Origin of the sequence: Streptomyces fildesensis (assembly GCF_016107395.1) — a bacterium.
Lineage (GTDB): Bacteria > Actinomycetota > Actinomycetes > Streptomycetales > Streptomycetaceae > Actinacidiphila > Actinacidiphila fildesensis.
This window is the reverse complement of sequence record NZ_JAAIKO010000031.1, coordinates 53,160-74,722: the sequence shown is the minus strand read 5'-3', so window position 1 is coordinate 74,722 and position 21,563 is coordinate 53,160. Positions and strand designations below refer to the sequence as shown.

The 21,563-nt window shown below is 71.6% G+C and carries 18 protein-coding genes, 2 tRNA genes and 1 other RNA gene; 12 read left to right on the top strand and 9 right to left on the bottom strand.

Annotated elements, in window-relative coordinates:
* Positions 1 to 87 precede the first annotated feature (87 nt).
* Positions 88 to 2,517: a helicase-associated domain-containing protein gene (locus C6N31_RS30080; protein WP_198358605.1), complete on the bottom strand. Its 2,430-nt coding sequence runs from the start codon at positions 2,515 to 2,517 to the stop codon at positions 88 to 90.
* A gap of 291 nt (positions 2,518 to 2,808) precedes the next feature.
* Positions 2,809 to 2,893, bottom strand: a tRNA-Ser gene (locus C6N31_RS30075).
* Between the two features lie 72 nt (positions 2,894 to 2,965).
* Between C6N31_RS30075 and ffs the strand changes: the two genes are divergently transcribed.
* The 10 genes from ffs to C6N31_RS30025 all read left to right on the top strand — a co-directional run bounded on the left by ffs (position 2,966) and on the right by C6N31_RS30025 (position 13,083).
* An RNA gene (gene ffs, locus C6N31_RS30070) (signal recognition particle sRNA small type) lies at positions 2,966 to 3,062 on the top strand.
* A gap of 68 nt (positions 3,063 to 3,130) precedes the next feature.
* The gene (locus tag C6N31_RS30065) at positions 3,131 to 5,476 is read left to right on the top strand and encodes a DNA polymerase III subunit gamma and tau (protein ID WP_269284747.1); all 2,346 of its coding nucleotides are present in this window, start codon (positions 3,131 to 3,133) and stop codon (positions 5,474 to 5,476) included.
* Between the two features lie 118 nt (positions 5,477 to 5,594).
* Positions 5,595 to 5,927, top strand: a complete 333-nt coding sequence (locus tag C6N31_RS30060) for a YbaB/EbfC family nucleoid-associated protein (protein ID WP_138359451.1) — start codon at positions 5,595 to 5,597, stop codon at positions 5,925 to 5,927.
* Between the two features lie 17 nt (positions 5,928 to 5,944).
* On the top strand, positions 5,945 to 6,544 hold the full coding sequence (gene recR, locus C6N31_RS30055) for a recombination mediator RecR (RefSeq protein WP_138359453.1): 600 nt from the start codon (positions 5,945 to 5,947) through the stop codon (positions 6,542 to 6,544).
* Entirely contained in the window at positions 6,537 to 7,259 is a 723-nt protein-coding gene (locus tag C6N31_RS30050) for a DUF5063 domain-containing protein (protein ID WP_232485823.1), read from the top strand. Before recR ends, C6N31_RS30050 begins: the two co-directional genes overlap by 8 nt.
* A 309-nt stretch (positions 7,260 to 7,568) precedes the next feature.
* Positions 7,569 to 8,843 carry an aspartate kinase gene (locus C6N31_RS30045; RefSeq protein WP_138359457.1) on the top strand — a complete coding sequence of 425 codons (1,275 nt, stop codon included), beginning with the start codon at positions 7,569 to 7,571 and terminating at the stop codon, positions 8,841 to 8,843.
* Entirely contained in the window at positions 8,840 to 9,901 is a 1,062-nt protein-coding gene (locus tag C6N31_RS30040; protein ID WP_138359459.1) for an aspartate-semialdehyde dehydrogenase, read from the top strand. Before C6N31_RS30045 ends, C6N31_RS30040 begins: the two co-directional genes overlap by 4 nt.
* Before the next feature lie 278 nt (positions 9,902 to 10,179).
* A complete protein-coding gene (locus tag C6N31_RS30035) occupies positions 10,180 to 10,857 on the top strand; it encodes a SigE family RNA polymerase sigma factor (protein WP_198358603.1) in 678 nt (225 codons plus the stop codon).
* Between the two features lie 311 nt (positions 10,858 to 11,168).
* Positions 11,169 to 12,125 (top strand): hypothetical protein, encoded by a 957-nt coding sequence (locus tag C6N31_RS30030; RefSeq protein WP_198358602.1) that lies wholly within the window; start codon positions 11,169 to 11,171, stop codon positions 12,123 to 12,125.
* Between the two features lie 85 nt (positions 12,126 to 12,210).
* Positions 12,211 to 13,083, top strand: a complete 873-nt coding sequence (locus C6N31_RS30025) for an SURF1 family protein (RefSeq protein WP_138358720.1) — start codon at positions 12,211 to 12,213, stop codon at positions 13,081 to 13,083.
* 12 nt (positions 13,084 to 13,095) lie between these two features.
* Here C6N31_RS30025 and C6N31_RS30020 read toward each other — a convergent pair whose 3' ends face one another.
* The gene (locus tag C6N31_RS30020; protein WP_198358601.1) at positions 13,096 to 14,880 is read right to left on the bottom strand and encodes a S9 family peptidase; all 1,785 of its coding nucleotides are present in this window, start codon (positions 14,878 to 14,880) and stop codon (positions 13,096 to 13,098) included.
* 54 nt (positions 14,881 to 14,934) lie between these two features.
* Here C6N31_RS30020 and C6N31_RS30015 point away from each other — a divergent pair, with 54 nt between their 5' ends.
* A complete protein-coding gene (locus tag C6N31_RS30015; protein WP_138358716.1) occupies positions 14,935 to 15,828 on the top strand; it encodes a class I SAM-dependent methyltransferase in 894 nt (297 codons plus the stop codon).
* Positions 15,829 to 16,188: 360 nt separating this feature from the next.
* On the opposite strand, the gene C6N31_RS30010 is transcribed toward C6N31_RS30015, so the two are convergent.
* The 6 genes from C6N31_RS30010 to C6N31_RS29985 form a co-directional block, all read right to left on the bottom strand.
* Positions 16,189 to 17,031, bottom strand: coding sequence for a class I SAM-dependent methyltransferase (locus C6N31_RS30010; protein ID WP_381584409.1), 843 nt, complete (start codon positions 17,029 to 17,031; stop codon positions 16,189 to 16,191).
* A 148-nt stretch (positions 17,032 to 17,179) separates the two neighbouring features.
* Positions 17,180 to 17,253: transfer RNA gene (locus C6N31_RS30005), tRNA-Pro, on the bottom strand.
* 12 nt (positions 17,254 to 17,265) lie between these two features.
* Positions 17,266 to 17,958 (bottom strand): Pr6Pr family membrane protein, encoded by a 693-nt coding sequence (locus tag C6N31_RS30000; RefSeq protein WP_198358600.1) that lies wholly within the window; start codon positions 17,956 to 17,958, stop codon positions 17,266 to 17,268.
* 4 nt (positions 17,959 to 17,962) lie between these two features.
* Positions 17,963 to 18,913 (bottom strand): metallophosphoesterase, encoded by a 951-nt coding sequence (locus C6N31_RS29995; protein ID WP_138358712.1) that lies wholly within the window; start codon positions 18,911 to 18,913, stop codon positions 17,963 to 17,965.
* Positions 18,880 to 19,818, bottom strand: a complete 939-nt coding sequence (locus C6N31_RS29990) for an ATP-grasp domain-containing protein (protein ID WP_187144932.1) — start codon at positions 19,816 to 19,818, stop codon at positions 18,880 to 18,882. The genes C6N31_RS29995 and C6N31_RS29990 overlap by 34 nt, the downstream gene beginning before the upstream one ends.
* A complete protein-coding gene (locus tag C6N31_RS29985) occupies positions 19,815 to 20,756 on the bottom strand; it encodes an ATP-grasp domain-containing protein (RefSeq protein ID WP_138358710.1) in 942 nt (313 codons plus the stop codon). The genes C6N31_RS29990 and C6N31_RS29985 overlap by 4 nt, the downstream gene beginning before the upstream one ends.
* Before the next feature lie 317 nt (positions 20,757 to 21,073).
* Between C6N31_RS29985 and C6N31_RS29980 the strand changes: the two genes are divergently transcribed.
* On the top strand, positions 21,074 to 21,541 hold the full coding sequence (locus C6N31_RS29980; RefSeq protein WP_138358708.1) for a GatB/YqeY domain-containing protein: 468 nt from the start codon (positions 21,074 to 21,076) through the stop codon (positions 21,539 to 21,541).
* The last annotated feature ends 22 nt before the right edge of the window (positions 21,542 to 21,563 follow it).

The window sequence follows — 21,563 nt, the reverse complement described above, 5'->3', positions numbered from 1 at the left end:
CGGCTTCGTTCGGCTCGATGCGCGTAACGCCGCCTATGGGGTATCTCGCCCATGGCGAGATGTGCTGTACGCGGACGTATGCGCGGTCTACGCGGGCATGACGCCGTGGATCCGGGAGAGGGTGAAGACTCGCTCGTCGTCCCTCAGATGGCACCAGGCGTCGAGAAAGGGCGGGTCGAGAGCGAGGCGGCTGAGGGTGCGTACGGTGCGGCTTCCTGAGGCGGCGACGTATTCGACCGTGATGGCCGTACCGGCGTCGAGGGCATGGGCGAGCTGGCGGACATCGCTGTACGACAGCTGCTTCGCATACCCGGAGACGATTTCTTCGGTGTCCGTGCCGTAGGGCACTCCGCTGCCGAATGGGTCGGGGGCCGGGGCGGTCGGTGGGGCGGTGAGCAGCTGGGCGGCCACGGCGTTCAGGTCGACAGGTGCCGGGGCCTTCGCCGCGCGATTGGCCGCGCTCCGGAGGGCCGCCCTACCACCTGTTCTGCGGGGGGCCGGGATGGGAGTGGCGGCCCGCTGAGGCCGGGCTTTCTCGATGCGTACGGTTCCCTCGGCCGTCTCGGCGACGGGGGCGTAGCCCTCGGCACGGAGGGCGGTGAGGGTCGCTTCGACCGGGCTGCGGCTGAGCAGCACCGTCGGGGCGAGCTGCCGCAGGCCGAGCCTGGAGAGCTTGCGGTGGGCGGCGAGTTCGGCCAGGAGCGCGGGCTCCTCGCCGTGGATGACGCAGACGGCGGGGGCGACGCGCACGCGGCCGTGGCTGCGTGCGGTGTCGGCGATGAGGTAGGACAAGGGCTGTGGCAGGGGCCCGGCGGCGATGGCGGCCAGGTCGGCCGCGATGTCGTCGGGGATACGGCCGGCGTCCAGGGCTCGGCGGACGCTGCCGGCGCTGAACCGCCACACTGATGCCGTGCCGCTGGCCTCCCGCTCGGCGACGGAGTCCAGGAGCGAGGCAAGCCGCGCGGACGGTGTGCCGGTGACGACGGCGGTGAGGTCGGCGCCGATCCGGGCCACTGCGGTGGCCGCGGGCAGCAAACGCCGGCACTCGGCGCTCAGCCCCTCCGTGTCGTCCGTCCGCAGGTGGATGCCGAGGACGGACACGACGCCGCGAGCGAGTACGCCGAGGAGCTCGGCCTCACGGATCACGGCGGCGAACGGCGTTCCGTCCTGGGGCGACGAGTCGGCGAGCGGGCGTTGCCAGGCGATCAGGGGTCCCAAATCCGCCGTGACCCTCGCGCCCTGCCCTGCCGGGAGCTGTGCGGCTGCGGCCAACAGCCCGTGGCGGGCCTGCACGCAGCCGTTGCAGGGCGGTGCTCCGGCGAGAGCGGGAAGCGCCTTGTTGTCCTCGTCGCGCGCCTGGGTGGGGGTGAGCGGCAGGTTCCGCCACGCCTGAAGCAGTACGGCGAACTGCTCCGGGGGTTCCTGTTCCGCCCAGGCGTCGTACGCCTCGGTGGGAGCCACGCGATCGCCGTTCCGGTCCAGGAGCCCGGCAGCGTACGCAGTTTCGAGAGTAAGGCGCACGACGGCGTCGTCGGCCTGGGCGGCCTTGCCGATCCGGGCCAGTTCACGCGCACCGATCCCGCCGGACTTCAGCCGGGCCGGCGCAGTCGCCGAGCAGACCGACAGGACCGAGACAGCACGGGAAGTGAACGCCGCAGCCGCGGCCGACGCCTCGCGGTCCACCTCCTGCGGGGTGACAGGCGTCAGCGGCGCGTAGGGCGGAACGGGTTCGAACGGGGCGTGCCGGCCGGGCCCCCTCAGCGCGAGCGCCACCTCGGCGGGCATACGGGCCGGACCGTAGCGGTGACGGTCCTGGATCAGGAGCCCCCGGTCCGATGCCCATCGCTCGCCCGGTTCAAGCCCTGGATCGGGAGTGCCGAACACGACGAATTGCGAGGGCTGCCCCGGCCCGGCCGCCGCCTGGCGTTCGAGCAGCTTCCGCGCCGCCGCGGGGGCCTTCGCGACCACCGAGACAATCCGTTCCGGGTCGCTGTGGTGCTCCATTAGCGCGGCCAGTCGCTGCGGCCTGGTGCCCGGTGGCTTGACGCCCAGTGCCGCCAGCATGCCGCGCAGCTCCTGGGACGTCGTGCCCGCCAGCAGTTCCTTCAGCGGAGCATCAAGCCCCAGGGGTGCGTCCCATGCCTGCCGCAGCGGTCCGGCCATGCGGAGCTGCCCCGCGCCGTCCGGCCAGACCAGAGCATGATCGGCCAACACCTCCAGCACGTCGTCCAGCTGGCGAGCGGCTTCGTCGTCCGCCGCTCCCAGCAGCTCCGCCAGAGCATCGCGCGATGCGGGCACCCCCAGCGCTGCCAGCGCCTCGGCCACCTGGAAGTGCGGCAGCGCGAGTCGCGGCAGAGCCAGTGCCACCGATCCCGGGCGCTGCAGCCGGTCCGCCAACTCCCCCACCGAGCACGGCTCCGGAGGGGAAACGGCGTCCTGCCGCGTCCCGAGCACGCGAACCAGATGAGAGCCGTCGAGGCTGCCCAGCCATGTCGCCAGCGTTGATCGGGACTTCATGCGGGGACACCTCGCCAGACCAGGGAAATTCGTGACGGGGCCGAAGCCCCCGGGACCGGTTCAAGGATGGCGTATCACCGGGATCCTCGGTGCCGCATGAGGGCAGGTTCACCGCTGACGGGCGTTGGCGGCTTGTCGGCCACCTCCAAATTGCGCCGCGAGCGAGCCGACCGTTCACCGAAATGTCCCGATTGGGAGCTGGTAAGAGCAACCAGGAGTGCAACCGGTGCACGCCAAGAAGCCGAGCCGCGGTCGCGGCTCGGCTTCTCGTTTTGCCTGTTCAGGCAAGTGCGGAGGATACGAGATTCGAACTCGTGAGGGGTTGCCCCCAACACGCTTTCCAAGCGTGCGCCCTAGGCCACTAGGCGAATCCTCCGCGACGAACACTACAAGACGCGGAGGGGTGCTCGCGAACTCGTAAGTGGGTGATCCGATCGGGTACGCTGTGCGCAGCCCCTCACGTGGCGCTATCTCGCTGAACTCCCCCAGGGCCGGAAGGCAGCAAGGGTAGGTGGGCTCTGGCGGGTGCGTGGGGGGTCTTTGCGTTCCCGGGGGCGGTCGGGGGAGGTCCGGGGGACGTCGGATGTCGGTGGGCCCCGATATCGTCGTAGGCGTGTCCCTCGCTCTGTACCGCCGCTATCGTCCCGAGTCCTTCGCCGAGGTCATCGGGCAGGAGCACGTAACCGACCCGTTGCAGCAGGCGCTGCGCAACAACCGGGTCAATCACGCGTACCTGTTCAGTGGGCCCCGAGGCTGCGGGAAGACGACGAGCGCGCGCATCCTGGCGCGGTGTCTGAACTGTGTTCAGGGGCCGACGCCGACGCCGTGCGGGGAGTGCCAGTCGTGTCAGGACCTGGCGCGGAACGGGCCGGGGTCCATCGATGTGATCGAGATCGACGCGGCGTCGCACGGTGGTGTGGACGATGCGCGTGATCTTCGGGAGAAGGCGTTCTTCGGGCCGGCGGGCAGCCGGTACAAGATCTACATCATCGACGAGGCGCACATGGTCACCCCGCAGGGCTTCAACGCCCTGCTGAAGGTGGTCGAGGAGCCCCCGGAGCATCTCAAGTTCATCTTCGCGACCACCGAGCCCGAGAAGGTCATCGGCACGATCCGGTCGCGTACCCACCACTACCCCTTCCGCCTGGTGCCGCCGGGCACGCTGCGCGACTACCTCGCGGAGGTCTGCGCCCGGGAGGACATCCCGGTCGAGGACGGCGTGTATCCGCTGGTGGTGCGGTCCGGCGCGGGTTCGGTGCGGGACTCGATGTCGGTGATGGACCAACTGCTGGCGGGCGCCGGTGCCGACGGTGTGACGTACGCCATGGCGACGGCGCTGCTCGGTTATACGGACGCGGCGCTGCTCGACGAGGTGGTGGACGCGTTCGCCTCGGGTGACGGGGCGGCGGTCTTCGAGATGGTCGACCGCGTCATCGAGGGCGGGCACGATCCGCGGCGCTTCGTGGCGGACCTGCTGGAGCGGCTGCGCGACCTCGTGATCATCGCGGCGGTTCCGGACGCGGTGGACAAGGGGCTGATCGACGCCCCGAGCGATGTCATCGAGCGGATGCGGGCCCAGACGTCCGTCTTCGGCGCCGCCGAGCTGAGCCGTGCGGCGGACCTGGTCAACACCGGTCTGACCGAGATGCGCGGCGCCACGTCGCCGCGGCTCCAGCTGGAGCTGATCTGCGCCCGGGTGCTGCTGCCCGCGGCGTACGACGACGAGCGCTCCGTACAGGCCCGGCTGGACAAGCTGGAGCGGCGGGGCTTCGCCCCCGGTGCCCCGCAGGTCCCGGACTTCGCCTATCAGCCCGCGCACGCCGACCACAGCCCCGGCGGCCCAGGAGGTCCTGGCGGCCCCGGCGGCCCCGGCGGCGCGGCCTCGGTCCGTGCGGCCGTGGGCGGCGGACGCCCGGCTCCGGCCGCGCAGCAGGCCCCCGCCCCGACCCGCGCACCCGCCCCCGAGCAGCACGAACCCGCTGCCGGCCCCGCTCCCGCCGCGGTTCCGGCTCCCTCGGACGGCGGCGCCCGGCAGCGCCCCGGCGCCTGGCCGACCACGACCGGTCCGGATACTGCCGGTGCTCCAGTGGCCACTCCAGCGGCCGCTTCGGCGGCCCCTGCCGCCGCACCGCCCGAGGCCGCTCGTCCCGGCGCCTGGCCGACGGCCGCCCAGGCCGCACCCGCCGCTCCGGCGGCCCCCGCCCTGGCCGCCCAGACACCGCCGCCCGCCGGCCCCGCCGCCCCGGCGGCGTCCGGGTTCGCCGGGGACTCGACGCGCGTACGGCAGATGTGGCCGGACATTCTGGAGGCGGTGAAGAACCGCCGCAGGCTGACGTGGATGCTCCTGCTGAACAACGCGCAGGTGGCGGGCTTCGACGGGCAGACGCTGCAGCTCGGATTCGACAACCCCGGAGCGCGCAACAGCTTCGCCAACAGCGGCAGCGAAGAGGTGCTCAAGCAGGCGATCAGCGACGCCCTCGGGGTGGAGTGGCGGATCGAGGCCATCGTGGACCCGTCGGGCGGCGGGGGAACGGCCGGCGGCGGCTCCGGAGGTCCCGGCGGCTCCGGTGGCCCGGGTGGCGGTTTCGGCGGCGGAGGCAGCGGTGGAAGCGGCGGCGGGTCCCGTCCGTCCGGCCCGGCCGCCCCACCCGCACCGTCCGCCTCATACGCCCCATCGGCATCCTCCGCCCCGTCCGCACAGTCCGCACACTCCGCCTCGTCCGGGCCCTCCGCCCCGCAGGGCGGGCCCGCCCAGGCGGCCCATGCCGCGCCTCAGACGGCCGCCGGACGGCCCGGGGGCGCGCCGCCGCCACTGATGTCGGACGAGACGCCGCCGCCCCTGGAGGACGACATTCCGGAGGACGACGACGTGGATCTGGTCGAGTCCCCGCTGTCCGGATACGAGCTTTTCGTGCGCGAAATGGGTGCCACGGTGATCGAGGAGATCCCGAACGACTGATGTCGCCCGATGTTCCGCGTCACGTCGTCCGATCCTCCGTACGGCGTAGGGCGCAGGGCCGTCCGAGCACGTAGGCTCGCCCTACCGCGCAACGTTGTCGTGAGGCAGGAGTGAACCCGTGATCCCCGGTGGTCAGCCCAATATGCAGCAGCTGCTCCAGCAGGCCCAGAAGATGCAGCAGGACCTTGCCGCTGCCCAGCAGGAGCTGGCCGAGGCCGAGGTCGAGGGTTCTGCGGGCGGCGGTCTCGTGACAGCCACGGTGACCGGTGCCGGTGAGCTCCGGGGGCTGGTCATCGACCCCAAGGCGGTCGATCCTGAGGACACGGAGACGCTGGCCGATCTGGTCGTCGCCGCCGTGCACAACGCGAACGCGACCGCGCAGGAGCTTCAGCAGCAGAAGCTCGGTCCGCTCGCCCAGGGGCTGGGCGGCATGCCCGGCCTGCCGTTCTAGCGTAAAGAAGGCGCCCCGTGTACGAAGGCGTGGTTCAGGACCTCATCGACGAACTGGGCAGGCTGCCCGGCGTGGGTCCCAAGAGCGCGCAGCGGATCGCCTTCCACATCCTGCAGGCGGATCCGGCCGATGTGCGGCGCCTCGCGCACGTACTGGCCGAGGTCAAGGCCAAAGTGCGGTTCTGCAACATCTGCGGGAACGTCGCGCAGGACGACCAGTGCAGGGTCTGCCGTGACCCGCGCCGCGATCTCGCGGTGATCTGCGTGGTCGAGGAGCCCAAGGATGTCGTCGCGGTCGAGCGCACCCGTGAGTTCCGCGGCAGGTACCACGTACTGGGCGGCGCGATCAGCCCCATCGAGGGCGTCGGTCCGGACGATCTACGGATCCGGGAGCTGCTGACGCGGCTCGCGGACGGCACCGTCACCGAGCTGATTCTGGCGACGGATCCCAACCTTGAAGGTGAAGCGACCGCTACGTACCTGGCCCGCATGGTGAAACCCATGGGGCTGAAGGTGACGCGACTGGCCAGTGGTCTGCCCGTGGGGGGAGACCTGGAGTATGCCGACGAGGTCACGCTGGGTCGTGCCTTCGAAGGGAGACGACTGCTCGATGTCTGACACCGCGGTAACCACACAGGACTCGAAGGGCGCACCGGGCTCTCCGGAACGCGACCTCGGCGATCCGAACGTCCAGGAGCCCGACGACTTCGCCGTCCAGATCTGCGATCAGATCGAGAGTTTCATCCTCTCGGTCCGCGAGGTCGCCAAGGGCGACGATCCGGACAGCGCTGTCCCGTACCTGCTGCTGGAGGTCTCCCAGCTGCTGCTGGCCGGCGGCCGGCTCGGCGCGCACGAGGACATCGTTCCGGACGAGCGCTACGAGCCGGACATCGGCCCCGAGCCGGACGCGGACGAGCTGCGCCAGCACCTCGCGGCGCTGCTGGAGCCGATCGACGTCTACTCGGAGGTCTTCGACCCGTACGTACCGCGCAGTACGCCCGTCGCCTGCCGGATTTCGGACGATATGGCCGACGTGGTGACCGATCTCACGCACGGCCTCGCGCACTTCCGCGCCGGCCGCGTGAGCGAGGCGCTGTGGTGGTGGCAGTTCTCGTACCTGTCGAACTGGGGACCGACGGCCAGCGCCTCGCTGCGCGCGCTGCAGTCCCTGGTCGCTCACGTCCGGCTGGACAGCCCGCTGGACGAGCTGGACGGCCTGGACACGGACGATTCGGCGGACGACGAGGAGCGGCTGGCCGAGGAGGCCGGCAAGGTCATGGCGGCCGAGCTCGGCACCCCGCTGGGCGTCCGCGCCCAGCCCGCCGCCGGCTGATCCCGGGTCCGCCGCCGGCTGATCCCGGGCCCGTCACCCGTCGAACCCTGGCCCACCACCGGCTGAACCGGTCAACCCGTCACTCGCTGACACGCCGTAGCCGCGCACCCGCTACCCCCACCGTCGGATATCCGGACGATCTTCCTCCGGTCACGCATCCAGCGCCTGATCTGGGGTTATTCCGTTCCGTCCTGGGCAGGTGGCCCACCGAGTGGGCCACCTGTCTCAATATCCGGTATCGCGGAGGCCGCCCCGGCCCGCTCGTTAGACTGAGCCGACCGCAGTACCAGACCTTCCCGAGGAGCGCACGTGGGCCTTGTCGTGCAGAAGTACGGAGGCTCCTCCGTCGCCGATGCTGAAGGCATCAAGCGCGTCGCCCGGCGAATCGTGGACACCAAGAAGAACGGCCATCAGGTCGTTGTCGTGGTGTCGGCGATGGGCGATACGACGGACGAGCTGATCGATCTCGCCGAGCAGGTGTCGCCGATTCCCGCCGGCCGGGAGTTCGACATGCTGCTGACCGCCGGAGAGCGGATCTCCATGGCGCTGCTGGCGATGGCGATCAAGAACCTCGGTCATGAGGCGCAGTCGTTCACCGGCAGCCAGGCCGGGGTCATCACCGACTCCGTCCACAACAAGGCACGGATCATCGACGTGACGCCGGGCCGTATCCGGACCGCGCTCGACGAGGGCAACATCGCGATCGTGGCCGGTTTCCAGGGCGTGTCCCAGGACAAGAAGGACATCACCACGCTGGGCCGCGGCGGTTCCGACACGACCGCGGTGGCGCTGGCCGCCGCGCTCGCCGCCGAGGTGTGCGAGATCTACACGGACGTCGACGGGGTCTTCACCGCCGACCCGCGGGTCGTCAAGCGCGCCCAGAAGATGGACTGGATCTCCTTCGAGGACATGCTGGAACTGGCCAGCTCCGGTTCGAAGGTGCTGCTGCACCGCTGTGTCGAGTACGCCCGTCGTTACAACATTCCGATCCACGTCCGCTCGTCCTTCTCCGGCCTGCCGGGGACCTGGGTGAGCAACGAAGCACCGCTAGGAGGCAAGCCGATGGAGCAGGCGATCATCTCCGGGGTTTCGCACGACACGTCCGAGGCCAAGATCACGGTCGTCGGGGTGCCGGACAAGCCGGGCGAGGCGGCGACGATCTTCCGTGCCATCGCGGACGCCGAGGTCAACATCGACATGGTCGTCCAGAACGTGTCGGCGGCGGCCACCGGCCTCACCGACATCTCCTTCACCCTCCCCAAGACCGAGGGCCGCAAGGCGATGGACGCGCTCACCAGGTCGCAGGACCGCATCGGGTACGACTCGCTGCGCTACGACGACCAGATCGGCAAGATCTCGCTGGTCGGCGCGGGGATGAAGACCAACCCGGGCGTCACGGCGACCTTCTTCGAGGCGCTGTCGAACGCCGGCGTCAACATCGAGCTGATCTCGACGTCGGAGATCCGCATCTCGGTGGTCACCCGGGCCGACGACGTGAAGCCGGCCGTCCAGGCGGTGCACTCCGCGTTCGGCCTCGACAGTGAAAGTGATGAAGCTGTCGTCTACGGCGGTACGGGCCGATGAACCGTAAGCCGACCCTGGCCGTCGTCGGTGCGACGGGCGCGGTCGGCACGGTGATGCTGGAGCTGCTCTCCACCCGGCAGGACGTGTGGGGCGAGATCCGGCTGGTCGCGTCCGCGCGGTCGGCCGGCCGCCGCCTCGTGGTGCGCGGTGTGGAGACCGAGGTCGTCGTGCTCAGCGAGGAGGCGTTCGAGGGCGTCGACGTCGCGATGTTCGACGTCCCGGACGAGGTGTCCGCGCAGTGGGCGTCGGTCGCCGCCGCCAAGGGCGCGGTCGTCGTGGACAACTCCGGAGCCTTCCGGATGGACCCCGATGTCCCGCTGGTGGTGCCGGAGGTGAACGCGCACGCGGTGCGGATGCGCCCGCGCGGCATCATCGCCAACCCCAACTGCACGACGCTGTCGATGATCGTGGCGATCGGCGCGCTGCACGCCGAGTTCGGGCTCAGCGAGCTGATCATCTCCTCGTACCAGGCGGCTTCCGGCGCGGGCCAGTCCGGCGTGGACACCCTCCGCGACCAGCTGTCCAAGGTCGCCGGCACCCACCTTGGTACCCAGCCGGGCGATGTACGGCGCACGGTCGGCGACTTCGGTCCCTTCCCGGCGCCGCTCGCGCTCAACGTGGTGCCGTGGGCCGGCTCGCTGCGGGAGGACGGCTGGTCCTCGGAGGAGCTCAAGGTCCGGGACGAGTCACGGAAGATCCTGGGCCTGCCGGAGCTGCGGGTCACCGCGACCTGCGTACGGGTGCCGGTCATCACGACGCACTCGCTGTCGGTGCACGCGCGGTTCGAGAACGAGGTGACCGTGGAGAAGGCGCACGAGATCCTGCGGAGCGCTCCCGGGGTCGTCGTGACCGACAATCCCGCCGAGGGCGAGTTCCCGACCCCTGCCGATGTGGTGGGCACCGACCCGACCTGGGTCGGCCGGGTACGCCGCTCCATGGACGATCCGAACGCGCTCGAACTCTTCGTGTGCGGGGACAACCTGCGCAAGGGCGCCGCCCTGAACACTGCACAAATTGCCGAAGTCGTGGCGGCCGAGTTCGTCGCTTCGCACGCATGATGTGATCCACTCCTTGGTCTGGACCACTTGAAGTGGGTCGCGCACCAATGGACAATTCGCTCCCTGACCGCTGCAACCGGCAGTAGACGGGGAGCGTCTTTGTGTCAGCGCACTGCCCTAATGTGCTGCGTGCCGGGGGGTATTGGGCAGGCACAGTTCGTGCCTGGGCAAATGGGCGCATTGGGGAAGAGGTTGGTACGCATGGGGATATTCGGCGCCACATCAAAGGCGACGCCTTGCGCGTACAACCCTGACGGGGGGACGCGTGTCCAACAGTCGTGGCAGAGGCACTGGGTATCGAGACGGCACTTGGGCGGGGCGGCGCTCCGACACGCGTGCCGCGCCCGCGTACGCCCGGCCGTACGTCCGGCAGGGCACGCACTCCCGGCGGGATGCCCGTGATAGCGCCCTGGCCGATCGTGCGCGTGCCGTCCGAGCTGGGTGCTGACGCCACGATGACCGTCGGCACCACGGTCGACCACCTGACCGAGACCTACAGTGCCCACTACCGGTCGCTGCTCGGCCTCGCCGCGCTGCTGCTGGACGACACGGCCTCCTGCGAGGACGTCGTCCAGGAGGCCTTCATCCGCGTCCACTCCGCGCGCAGCCGCGTCCGTGACCCCGAGAAGACCCTCGCCTACCTGCGGCAGACGGTGGTCAATCTCTCCCGGTCGGCGCTCCGGCGGCGCATCCTGGGCCTCAAGCTCCTCTCCAAGCCCATGCCCGACATGGCGAGTGCGGAAGAGGGCGCCTACGAGATCCTGGAGCGCGACCAGCTCAAGACCGCCATGCGGTCCCTCCAGCGCCGTCAGCGCGAAGTCCTCGTGCTGCGCTACTTTGCCGACATGACCGAGGCACAGGTCGCCGAAACGCTCGGAATTTCCCTGGGCTCGGTGAAGGCATACGGTTCCCGTGGCCTCGCGGCGCTTCGCATCGCGATGGAGGCGACCGTATGACCACCCCCTACGACTCACGTGGCATGGATCCAGAGAACCGCGAATTTCCCGAAGAACTGAACGACGAGCGCAACGCAGCGCCCACCGGAACCGGCCCTCAGGGGGCGGGATCAAGCCCCTTGGGAGCGAGAACCAGCCCTGCTGAAGGCGGGATGACCTTGCCCGGGGCCGGGACAACTGCGCCTGGGGCCGGGACAACTGCGCCTGGGGCCGGGGCGACTCCGCCTGGGGCCGGGGCGACTCCGCCCGGGTCCGGAGCGACTCCGCCTGGTGCAGGGGCGAGCTTCGACGAGCTGGCGCTGCGCCGGCTGATGCAGGACGCGGTGAAGGGCCTCAAGCCCGCACCCGACGCGCTCGACCACCTGCGGCACGCCGTACCGGCCCGCCGGACGCGCCGCCGCCAGGCCGTGGCCGGCGCCGCCGCCGCGTTCCTGCTGGCGTGTACCGCCGTGCCGGCCCTGCTGCATGTCGCGAACACCGCGGACCAGCAGGACACCACCGCGGCCGGCGCCTCCAGCCCCAACGAGCCGCGGCAGGACACCGGTGGCACGGGGGAGAGCAGCCAGGACGACTCGGGCGGTCCGGCCGACACCGGGACCAGCGCCGGCAGCGAGCCCGCCCCGTCGGTGACACCGTCGCCGACCCCCACACCCACGAACGAGCACGGTGCCACGGTCGCCCCGACGCCCACCGGCTCGGCCGGCCGCACCGCCCCGGCCTGCGACCGCTCCCAGCTCGGCAGCGGCGCGAGCAAGACCGGTGCCCCGGACGCCAAGGGCAACGTGTACGGCTGGTTCCGGGTCGCGAACGTCTCCGCGCAGGGCTGCACGGTCAAGGGCGGCGGCGCCGTCACCGTGATCGCCCAGGGCAGCGCCGACGCGTCGAAGATCCAGGTGCTGGACCACACGCCGGGCGATCCGGCCACCGGACTGCCGGATGTGGCGGCCGCCCCGCTGCTCCTCCAGCCGGGCGACACGTACGAGGTCCGGTTCGCCTGGGTGCCGGACGCGGCAGGTCCCAACGGCTGCCCGGCGCCGCCCACTCCGACGCCCACCCCGACCACCGGCGGCAGCACCAGCAGCGGCAACAACGGCACCAGTGCCTCGAACAACACCCCGGCAGCGGCCGATGTACCGCCGACGCCCGGCCCGGCGAGCGTCGAGGTCAGCCACACCCCGGAGGCGGGGGCGCCGGCCGTGGCCGACACGACGATCCCCGACGCGTGCGCCGGGACGATCTACAAGACGACGGCCCTCACACCTCAGTAGGCGAGGCGTGGCGCGGGAGGGCCGCGGAGTGCCGGGCCGCGGGCCCGGTGGCGTCGGCCGGCCCCGCTCCCCGTACCGTTGAGGCGTGTACCGGTTTCTGCTGACCCCGCGCTGGCTGGGAGTCCACCTCTTCGTCGTGCTCGCCGTGCCGTTCTGCGTCTTCATGGGCAGTTGGCAGCTGAGCCGCTTCGAGGACCGGATGAACAGCCACCACGTGGCCGAGCAGGCCCCGAAGGCCGCCGCGTCCGCCGCCCCGGTCCCGCTGGCCACCGTCCTCCCGGACACCAAGGCGCAGGTCACCCAGGACACCACCGGCCGCACGGTCACCGCGACCGGCCGCTACGACACCGGCCACCAGCTCCTGGTCCCCGGCCGTGACCTCGGCGACCGCACCGGCTACTACGTGCTCACCCCGCTGCGTACGGCGGGCGGCGCGGCGCTGCCCGTCGTCCGCGGCTGGCTGCCCGGCGAGGCCTCGTCCGCGACGCCCGCCGCCATCCCGGCGGCGCCCGCGGGCGACATCACCGTCTCCGGCGCCCTGCAGCCCCCCGAGAACACCGGCACCCAGGGCGTCCAGTCCGCCGGCGGACTGCCGCAGGGCCAGCTCGGGATGATCAGTGCCGCGTCGCTCGTCAACGTGCTGCCGTACGAGGTCTACAGCGGTTGGATCACGGTCACCGACGCCACCGCCCCGCTCGAGCCGGTGCCCCCGGCGGCCCCCAGCAACACCGGGCTCGACCTCAAGGCCTTCCAGAACCTGGGCTACACCGGCGAGTGGTTCGTCTTCGCCGGCTTCGTGGTCTTCATGTGGTTCCGGCTGGTCCGCCGCGAGGCGGAACTCCGCGAGGACACCGCGCTGGGCCTCATCCCGGACCAGGACCCGGCCGCTGAGAACCCTGAGAATGCTGAGAACGCGGCGGCGCCGGGCAAGCTGGAAGAAGCCCTGCCCGGCGACTGAGGACCCACCCGGTCAGAGCGCGTGCTTCATCGCGAAGGCCAGCTCCAGGCGGACCTGCTTGATCCGCTCCTCGACGACGAGCGAACCGTGCCCCGCGTCGTACCGGTACACCTCGTGCACCTTCCCCAGCGACACCAGCCGCTCGACATAGTTGTCGATCTGCCGGATCGGGCACCGCGGGTCGTTCATGCCCGCCGAGAGGTACACCGGCGCGGTCACCCGCTCGACGTACGTGATCGGCGACGAGGCCTCGTACCGCTCAGGAACCTCGGCGGGCGAGCCGCCGAAGAGCGTGCGGTCCAGGGACTTCAGCGCCTCCATCTCGTCGGTGTACGAGGCGACGTAGTCGGCCACCGGGACCGCCGCGAGCCCCGCCGTCCAGGCGGTGGGCTGGGTGCCGAGCCCCAGCAGCGTCAGATAGCCGCCCCACGAGCCGCCGGAGAGCACCAGCTTCGCCGGATCGGCCAGCCCCGAGCCGACGGCCCACTCGCGGACCGCCGCGACGTCCTCCAGCTCGATCAGCCCGACGCGGTGCTTGAGCGCGTCCGTCCACTCGCGCCCGTAGCCGGTGGAGCCGCGGTAGTTGAGCCGTACGACGGCGAAGCCGTGGTCGACCCAGGCCGCGGGCCCGGCCGCGAAGGCGTCGGAGTCGTGCCAGGCGGGGCCGCCGTGCACCTCGAAGACCGTCGGGAAGGGCCCGTCGCCCTCGGGCTTCTGGACGAGGGCGTGCACCGGCCCGCCGGGGCCGTCCACCCACACGTCCTCGACCGGCACGGAGTCCGGGGCCTTCAGCCCCGGCGCCTCCAGCACGATCCCGCCCGTCGTGGACCGCACGACCGGCGGCAGCTGCGCCGACGACCACAGGTACTCCACGGACCCGTCGGGGCGCGCGGTGGCGTTGCTCACCGTTCCCTGCGGGGTCTCCAGCCGGAGCAGCGCACCGGCGGCCAGGTCGTAGCGGAACATCTCGCTGCGCGCCTGGTACGAGTGCACGACGAGCAGCGCCGAACCGTCCGGATACCACTCGGCGGAGACATCGCCCGGCAGGTCGATCGCCAGCGCGGTCTCCTCGCCGGTCGTCACGTCCCACACCATCGGCAGCCAGCGCCCGGCGCGCTGGTGCCTGACGAGCAGCCGGGTGTCCCCGGCCACGGGAGCGAAGCCCAGGCAGTCGAGACCGAGTTCCTCGGTGCCGCCGCGGGAGTCGTCCAGCTCGGCGACGGTCGAGCCGTCGAGCCGCACCACGCGCAGCGCGCCGTGCATCGCGTCGCCGTGCTCGGTGTGCTCGATGACGAGCAGCGTGCCGTCCTCCGACAGGTCGCCGACGCCGGCCGACTCCGCGTGCCGGTAGATCTCGACCGGTGCGGCGCCCGGCCGCACGACGTGGACGGACGTGCCCTCGTCGTCCGTCGACCGGCCGATCACGACGGTGCCGTCCGCGCCGAGCGCCAGCCCGGCCGGGTACGAGGCGTCGAGTCCCGGCGTGGCCGGCTCGTCCTCGCCGCCGCCGAACGGCTGGCGCATCCACACCCCGAACTCGTCCCCGTCGGTGTCCGAGAACCACCACACCCACTCGCCGTCGCGGGACAGCGTGCCCTCCGTCGTCCCGTTCGGCCGGTCCGTGGCCTGGCGGCGTTCGCCGGTGGTCCGGTCCCAGGCGTACAGCTCGTACGTGCCGGTGGCGTTCGACACGAAGAGGCAGCGCTGCGGCGCGTCCTCCGCCCACTCGGGCAGCCCCACCCGAGGCGCCCGGAACCGCTTTTCCCATTCCGGCATGGCAGCCGTGACATCACTCATGCCTCCATCAAACCCGATGGCCGGCCGCCTTCACCCCGACTATCGTCACTCCCCATGTACACGAGGACCCCGGCGGACCGGCGGGAGACCGATCGCGCCAGGTGGGACGTTGGGGTCTCCCCAGCCGGAGGTAGGGGAAGCGTTCCGATCCACACGGCGAGCGAGTCCTACGATCCGGACACCTTCCGGGCCGGCCAGGACGTGATCCGCCCCTTCGAGGCGGCGGAGGTGGGATCGGTCACCGGGAAGTCGCTGCTGCACCTGCAGTGCCGCCTCGGCCTCGACACCCTCTCCTGGGCGCTCCGCGGCGCCTCCCGGGTCGTCGGCCTGGACTTCTCCGAGCCCGCCGTCGACGCCGCCCGCGAGCTGGCCGCCGACCTGGGGCTCCCGCCCGACCGGGCGTCCTTCGTCGCCGCCGACGTGTACGACGCGGCCGAGGCCGTCCCCGACTCCTCCTACGACATCGTCTACACCGGCACCGGCGCCCTGTGCCGGCTCCCCGACATCGTCCGCTGGGCCGAGACCGCCGCGTCCCTCGTCGCGCCGGGCGGCTTCCTGTACCTCGCCGAGTTCCACCCGCTGACGGACGCCCTCGACGACGAATCGGGCTCCCGGATCGCCCACGACTACTTCACTCGCGACGCCTGGGTCGACGAAGCCCCGGGCACCTACGCGGACTTCGACGCCCCGACGGTGAACAACCGCACGGTGGAGTGGGCGCACACCCTCGGCGACGTCGTCACCGCGATCGCCGCCACCGGGCTCCGGCTGGAGTTCCTGCACGAGCATGACGCGACGCTCTTCCAGCGCTTCGGGACGCTCGAACGCGACGGGCAGGGATCCTCCGGGAGGGGCGACGGCTTCTACCGGCATCCGCCGGGCACCCCGCGCGTGCCACTGATGTACTCGCTGCGGGCTTCCCGCGCGCCGGACCTGCCCCAGCCCTAGCCCGGCGGGATCCGGAGGACGGCCGTCCCGCCGTCCGGATCGATCCGCGACCGGGGGCGGTGCCCCGTCCCCCTCCTCGTCGCGCAGCGCCGGCGACGTCCTGCGCTGCTTGAGCTCCTCCTGCTTGCCCGCCGACAGTGTCGCGTGCAACAGCTCGAACCCCGTCGACGCCACCTGGCCCTGCCGTCCGGCCCCCGCCACGGCAGCATCCCGGCCCGCCCGGCCCGCCTGGCCCGCAGCATCGCCTGATCGACGAACGCGGCGACCGTCAGCGGACCACCAGACCCGGCAGCGTCATGAGGAAGATGAAGGCCATGCCCCCGAGCACCCCTCACCGGAGCCCGGGGGGGCGAGAGCCCGTCAGGCGCGATCCGCGGTGAGGGCGTACGACGGCAGCGGCTCGTTGCCCTTGCTCTTCGCGAGGGAGCCGAGCACATCGAGCTGGCTGGTGAGGAACTCCCGCGCCAGCGGCGACAGATCCGCGAACCGCTCGTCGGAGCCGGCCATCCGCCGCGCGGCGTCCACCTCCCAGTCGGCGTCCTGCAGACCCGTCGTGTCCACGTCCTGCTCGGACGCCACCCGCCACCCGGCCTCCGCGAGAATCCGCAGCAGCGCCTCGTGCGAGAACGGCGTCCGCACGTTCCCCTCGCCCCGCGCCCCGACCGCCTCGACATGGCCCTGCACGAGCACGGCGAGCAGATGCGGCAGCTGCTCCACACCCCGCGGACGCAGATCCCACTCCGAGAAACACAGCCGCCGCGCCCACGGCCGGACGCGCGTCAGCGTCCTGAGCAGCTGGTCGAGGGAAGCGAAGTACCAGGAGCAGTGCGACAGCACGACGTGGTCGAACGCGTCGTCCGGGAACGAGACCGCCTCGTCGAGGACATCGACGCCGAACCGGATGTCGATCCGCGACCCGAGCGGCCCGGCCGCCAGGAACGCCGCCGACTCGCCCAGCGTGACCGGACTGCCGTACGAAGGCTCCGCGATGTCCACCCCGACCACCCGCCCGCCGGGCCCGACCGCGTCCGCGAGCACCGCGGTCATGTCCCCCTGCCCGCACCCGACTTCCAGCACCGAGGCCCCGGCGGGAATCCCCCAGCCGTCCACCAGCCCCACCCGGAACCGCGTCTGATCCCGCTGCACCCCAAGATGCCCCACCGCGGCCGCCATGGCTCCCGCGATCGTCTCGACCCTGCCCACAAGAATCTCCCTGCACCGATCCCGCTGCCCCCGCCGCAGCGACTGTAGGTGAGAGATCACCGAAGAGCCCGGCCTTTTCCGCCCCCGGAAACGAGTCAGAGCCCTGATCATCAATGATGATCAGGGCCCTGAACTGCAATGTCACCAGTCGGGGTGGCGGGATTTGAACCCACGGCCTCTTCGTCCCGAACGAAGCGCGCTACCAAGCTGCGCCACACCCCGGTGCAACGAGATTTACTTTAGCGGACGGGAAGCCGGAGACGAAATCCGGTTTTCCTGGGTGGGGAGGCGGGGGCGGGTGCGGTCGAGGGTGATGAGGAGGAGGGCGAGGGCGGAGAAGGCGAGGGCGAGGACGGCGGCGTTGCGGAGGACGGCGGGGTAGCCGTGCAGGTCGACGTCGAGGAAGGGGTAGGGGTAGCGGTTCGGGGGGTCGATCAGGGGGCCGCGGAGGAGGGCGAAGGCGGCGTACGCGAGGGGGAGGGCGAGCCACTGGTAGGCGTAGCGCCACTGGAAGCGGGCCGGGGTGGTGAGGAGGAGCCAGTCGAGGGTGACTGTGACGGGTGTCACGGTGTGCAGCAGCTGGTTGGAGAGGATCAGGTCGCCGGTGCGCTGGGCGAGGTTCTCCGCCTCGGAGAAGCCGCTGGACTCGTTGGCCAGCACGAGGTGGTAGACGAGACCGGTGATCACGATGCAGAGCAGGACCGCGCCGGTGATGCGCGGGGACAGCGGCGGGCGGCCGGTCGTGGCGCGGTGCGCGGACCAGGCGAAGGTGATCGCGATGGCGGCGTTCGTCAGGATGGTGAAGAAGGTGAAGACGCGCAGCGGGTCGGTGTGCACGCACTCGATGGTGATGCCGGTGACGGCGGCCGCGGCGATGAGGGCGCGGCAGAGTGCGACGTAAGGACGACGGAGCGCCGGCTCGGACATCGCCTCACCGTACGGGGCGGCCCGCCTTCCGGGCGGTCAGCGTGAGGAGTGTCGCCTCCGGAGGGCAGGCGAAGCGGATCGGGGTGTAGCGGTTGGCGCCGCAGCCCGCGGAGACGTGGAGGTAGGAGCGCTCGCCGGCCGCGGTGTGGGCGGACAGGCCCTTCACGCGCTTGGTGTCCAGGTCGCAGTTGGTGACGAGGGCGCCGTAGAAGGGGATGCAGAGCTGGCCGCCGTGGGTGTGGCCGGCGAGGATCAGCGGGTAGCGGTCGGCCGCGAAGGCGTCCAGGACCCGCAGGTACGGGGCATGGACGATGGCGAGGCTGAGGTCCGCGGCCGGGTCGGGGCCGCCGGCGACGGCCGCGTAGCGGTCGCGCTTGATGTGCGGGTCGTCGAGGCCGGTGAGGGCGATCTCGATGCCGTCGTCGAGCTTGAGGTGGCCGCGGGTGTTGCTGAGGCCGATCCAGCCGGCGGCGTCGAACGCGTCGCGCAGATCGCCCCACGGGTTGCGGACCACATTGGTGACCGGGTCCGTCTTGCCGTTGAGCCCGTGCTGGCTGCGGGACTTCTCGATGAGGTAGCGGGCCGGGTTGCGGAACCGGGGCCCGTAGTAGTCGTTCGAGCCGAAGACGTAGGCGCCGGGGAAATCCATCAGCGGGCCGAGCGCGTCCAGGACCTCGGGGACGCCCTCCGGGTCGGAGAGGTTGTCACCGGTGTTGACGACGAGATCCGGGCGCAGCCCCGCCAGGGACTGCAGCCAGCGGCGCTTCCTGTTCTGGCCGGAAACCATGTGGATGTCGGAGACCTGCAGGATCCGGATCGGCCGCATCCCGGCGGGCAGCACCGGGACCTCGACGCGGCGCAGCCGGAAGGCCTGCGGTTCGATTGCCGTGGCATAGGCCACGCACGCCGCGCCGACTACCGTTACGCCGAGGGGAACTCCGTATCGCGCTCGCATGTGTCCATCGTCGCAGATGAGATGAGCGCCGCCAGAGCGTGCGGCGCTCCGCTGCCGCCCCGGAAGCCGGGAAAGGCGTTGATATCGACGATGAGCGGGGTCCCGGACCGGTCGGCGATCACGTCCACGCCGTAGACGTCGAGGGCGAAGACCTTGCCCGCCTGCAGCGCCAGATCGTGGGCCCCGGGGGGCGGCGGAGGCGGCGGGGGCTGGCCCCCGGGCTCAGCTGCCGCGCTGTCCGCGCTGTCCGCGCTGTCCGCGCTGTCCGCGCCGTCCGCGCTGTCCGGGCCGTCCGGGCCGTCCGGGCTGTCCAGGGCTCCCAGGGGGGACGGGCGCAGGCCGGTGAAGACCTGGCCGGCGATCACCCACAGCTTGTGGTCCCAGCCGTCGCCCGGCGTGAAGTCCTGGACGACGACCAGCTCGTCCGGCCACCTGCGGGCGAGGTCCCGCAGCCCGGCGGTGTCGTCGACCCTGGCGACGACATCGCCGCGCCGGTTGGCCCGGCTCTTGACGATGAACGGATAGCCCGACGGCGGCGGAGCGGTGAGCCGTGACAGCGGAGCGACGGTCCGGGTCACGGGGAACGGGAGGCCCGCGGCCAGCGCGGTCTCCGCCATCCGGACCCGGTCCTGGCACAGCTCGGTCGACGCGGCCGAGTTGACGACACGCGCACCGCGCCGCTCCAGGGCCCGGGCGAGCCGGATCGCTTGCGGCGTATGGGACTTGAGGAGGTAGACGTCGGCGAGCGCGCCTGGTGCGGGTTCCGTGGCGTGGGCCGGGTCGGTGAACTCGACGTGGGTGTGGTGACGGTCCGCCAGCAGGGTGGCGGTGGCGGCCAGTAGCGGGTGGTCCGGCTTGTCCGTCAGGAAACAGACGCGCTGTCCGGCGGAATCAGCGGTGTTCATGTGCCGGCCTGTGCGGGGACGAAGGCCGCGGCCTGGGGAGTGAGTCCGGCGTGCCCGCCCGCTCCGCCCGTCCTGGCCAGGTCGAGCACGGCCCGCGCCACCCGGGCGACGGCGTCGGGAACCTTGCGGAAGCTCGGGAAGTCGTTGATGTCGACGACGACCGGGCCGTCCGGCCCGAGCAGCACGTCGATCCCGTACAGGTCCAGGCCGAAGACGGCACCGATCTCGGCCGCCAGCCCCGCCACCTCGCGGGGGAGCGGCACGAGCCGTTCGTCCACGGCGAGTTCCGGGCGCAGCGGCGAGGCCCGTACGGTCGCGAACGCCTCACCGCCGACGCAGTACACCTTCAGGTCCGTCCCGGAGTTGGGCACGTACGGCTGGGCTATGAGCAGACCACCGTCCTCAGGACCGGGGCCCGGGCCGGGACCGGAGGCCGCTTCGCCGCTGTCGCCGGACCCCGTGAGCTGGTCCGGCGTGTGCACCAGCCGCACCCCGCGCCCCGAGCTGCCCGCCGCGGGCTTCACGACCAGCGGGAAGTGCTCCTCGGGGACCTCCGCGAACAGTTCGGCCCTGGCGGCCGCGTACGTCACCGGCATCGGCAGACCGTGCTGCTGCGCGACGAGCGCGGTGAGTGCCTTGTCGCGGACCGCCCGGATCGCGCGGGCGTCGTTGACCGTGGTCAGGCCGAGTGCCGCCGCGCCTTCGAGGAGGGTCAGGCCGGGGCCGCCGGAGACGGTCTTGAGCACCCAGGCATCGTGCGCGCCCGACTGCACCGCGGCGGAGAGCCCGGACAGTTCGGAGAACTCGGACAGCCGGATGAGAGAACCGCCGGGGCGGATGACGTCCACCTGGTGTCCCCAGGCGCCCAGTTGCCTGACCACGTCGAGAGGCATGCCGTCGTGACGGTAGTGCTCCTCGACGAGGAAACAGAGCCTCATCTGGTCCCCTTGCCCCCCGGACGTCCGCCGATCCGTCCGGCAGAGCTGTGACCGAACAGGATGCCATGGGGCGCTTGGTGTTCCGGCGCGCGGGACCGGTCCGGGACACCTCCGGGACCTGGACGGGACCTGGGCGGGACGCGGATGGGAGGCGGATGGGAGGCGGACGGGACGCGGACGGGACGCGGACGGGACCCGGACAGGACGCGGACGGGACCCGACGGGACGTCGACAGGACCCGACGGAACGCCGACGGGACCCTGGACGCAGGCGTTAATGGGCGGCAGCACCGCCCTGCGGGTGCGAGACTCGACGGCATGACCACCACGCTCAAACAGCGACTGCACGACGACCTCATCGCGGCCATGAAGGGCCGCGACGAACTTCGCTCCGCCACGCTCCGCCTCACGCTGACCGCGATCACCAAGAAGGAGGTCGCGGGCACGACCGCCCGTGAACTCTCCGACGACGAGGTGCTCAAGGTGATCGCCGGTGAGGCGAAGAAGCGCCGCGAGGCGGCCGAAGCCTTCGCCCTGGGCAACCGTCCCGCCTCGGCCGAGCGCGAGCTGGCCGAGGGGGAGGTGCTCGACGCGTACCTGCCGAAGCAGCTGTCGGACGAGGAGCTGGTCGGGATCGTCACCGCCGCCGTGGCCGAGGCGAAGGCGGCCGGCGCCGAGGGCCCGCGCGCCATGGGCGCGATCATGAAGATCGTGAACCCGAAGGTCGCCGGTCTCGCCGAGGGCGGCCGCGTCGCGGCCGAGGTGAAGAAGCAGCTCGCGGGCTGATCCACCCGGTATCGCACGATCG